Below are 2,244 nucleotides of genomic sequence, written 5' to 3'. Positions count from 1 at the left end.
ATAACGAAAAAATCTAATACCATTCGTAATAAACTATTTAGTTTGGAAAAATATAAAAATTCTAATTTTATCTTCTCATTTATTAGCTTTAAAGATGAAGTTGATACTCATAATATAATAAAAGAATCTCTTTCTTCTGGTAAAAGAATTGGAGTACCTATTACTATTCCTAAAGAAAGACAATTGATAGTTTCTGAAATAATGGATTTTGATAATGAACTAGAAATTGGTTTTTATAATATTTTAAGTCCAAAAAAAGAATATATTAGGGAAACCTCCCCAAAACTAATCGATATTGTACTAGTTCCAGGTCTTGTTTTTACCCCTGAAGGCTATAGAATAGGTTATGGAGGAGGATATTATGACAGATTTTTTAATAAAAATCCAGAAGTATTAAAAATAGGACTTTGCTATGAAATGCAAATAGCTCCTCAGGTACCTACAGATATCTATGATATACCTGTGGATTACATCATTACTGAGGAAAGAATAATCCATTGCTAATATATTCTATTAATTATAAAAAAATGTTATAATTAATATTGGTAATGAAATTATATTTTAGGAGGAATTTAGATGATTAGAACTGTGGGTACTACAGTAAGAGGCATTAGAGCTCCTATAGTAAAAAAAGGGGACGACTTAATTGATATTGTTGTAGAATCCGTATTAAAAGCGGCAGAATATGAAGACTTTGATATTAATGATAAAGATATAATTGGAATTACAGAATCACTAGTTGCAAGAGCACAAGGTAACTATGCTACAGCTGAAGATATTGCAGAAGATATTAATAATAAATTTCCAGAAGATATAGGAATTATATTCCCCATACTTAGTAGGAATAGATTTTCTATTATTCTAAAGGGTATAGCTTTAACTGGAAAAAAAATATATTTATTTCTTAATTATCCTTCTGATGAAGTTGGAAACAGACTTATGGATATAGATAAAATGTATAAACTTAAAATAAATCCTTATACTGATACTTTAAGTGAAAGTGAGTATAGAAAGTTATTTGGAGAAAATGTTTGCCATCCATTTACAGGAATAGACTATGTAAAATTATATAAGGACTTAACTGTTAATAATGATGTTGAAATATACCTTACAAATGATCCTACTTTAGTGCTAAATTATACTAAGGATGTTTTAGTTGCAAATATCCATGAAAGAGATAGGACTAAACGAATTTTGAAAGAAACAGGTGCAAATAAAGTAATTGGATTAGATGATTTATTAACAGAGCCTATAAATAACAAAGGATATAATCCAGATTATGGTCTATTAGGTTCCAACCTAGCAACTGAAACGGAAATTAAATTATTCCCAAGAGATTCTAAATATTATGTAGAACAAATACAAAAGAAAATAAAGAAAATAACAGGTAAAGTAGTAGAAGTAATGGTATATGGTGATGGTGCATTTAAAGACCCTGTAGGTAAAATTTGGGAACTAGCAGATCCTATTGTATCACCAGGTTATACCTCTGGTTTAGAAGGAACTCCTAATGAGATTAAACTAAAATATTTAGCAGATACAGAATTAAAAAATCTTGAAGGAAAAGAAGCAGCAGAAGCAATTAAAGAAAAAATAAATAGCAAAGATGTAGATTTAATTGGTCATGAAGAATCTTTGGGTACAACTCCTAGAAGATTAACGGATTTACTAGGAAGTCTATGTGACTTAACCAGCGGTAGTGGAGATAAAGGAACCCCTATAGTGCTTATACAAGGTTATTTTGATAATTATGCTACAGAATAACAAGATATAAGTGAAAAGTTGAATTTTGTATAGTAACTGCCATCTTATAGATGGCAGGGATTCTTCACTTCGTTCAGAATGACAAGAAAAGAAACAGAATGAGAGAAAAGAAACAAAGTGAAAGAAAAGAAACAAAGTGAGAGAAAAGAAACAAAGTGAGAGAAAAGAAACAGAGTGAGAGAAAAGGAACAGAGTGAGAGAAAAGGAACAGAGTGAGAGAAAAGAAACAGAGTGAGGAATAAGGATGTAGCTTAAATTTGACACCCTCCCCTCACCCTAAGCTTCTCTGTCATCCTGAGCTTCTCTGTCATCCTGAGCGTTAGCGAAGGATCTCGTTTTTATTTATTGTTTAATGAAATACCTTTCCGTTTATGTTGTTTTACTATATATTTTCCTAAAACTGTCTTTACTACAGCTGCTATTGGTACTGCAAATAACATGCCCCATATCCCAAAAAACCCTCCACCAACTAAAATAGAG

General features: G+C 30.3%; 2 protein-coding genes. Both read left to right on the top strand.

Annotation, left to right across the window (positions count from 1 at the left end):
• A partial coding sequence (locus VK998_RS11825) for a 5-formyltetrahydrofolate cyclo-ligase (RefSeq protein WP_325228581.1) occupies positions 1–504 on the top strand: 504 nt, incomplete at its 5' end.
• A gap of 72 nt (positions 505–576) precedes the next feature.
• Positions 577–1,764 (top strand): coenzyme F420-0:L-glutamate ligase, encoded by a 1,188-nt coding sequence (locus VK998_RS11820; RefSeq protein ID WP_325228579.1) that lies wholly within the window; start codon positions 577–579, stop codon positions 1,762–1,764.
• The last annotated feature ends 480 nt before the right edge of the window (positions 1,765–2,244 follow it).

Source organism: Schnuerera sp., from assembly GCF_035459645.1.
Lineage (GTDB): Bacteria > Bacillota > Clostridia > Tissierellales > Tepidimicrobiaceae > Schnuerera.
Note: the sequence above shows the minus strand (reverse complement) of the source record. Positions and strands in the feature narration are given on the sequence as shown.

What these genes read in the sequence shown, in the direction of transcription:
- VK998_RS11820 (WP_325228579.1), top strand. Translation starts at nt 577, where the DNA reads ATGATTAGAACTGTGGGTACTACAGTAAGAGGCATTAGAGCTCCTATA.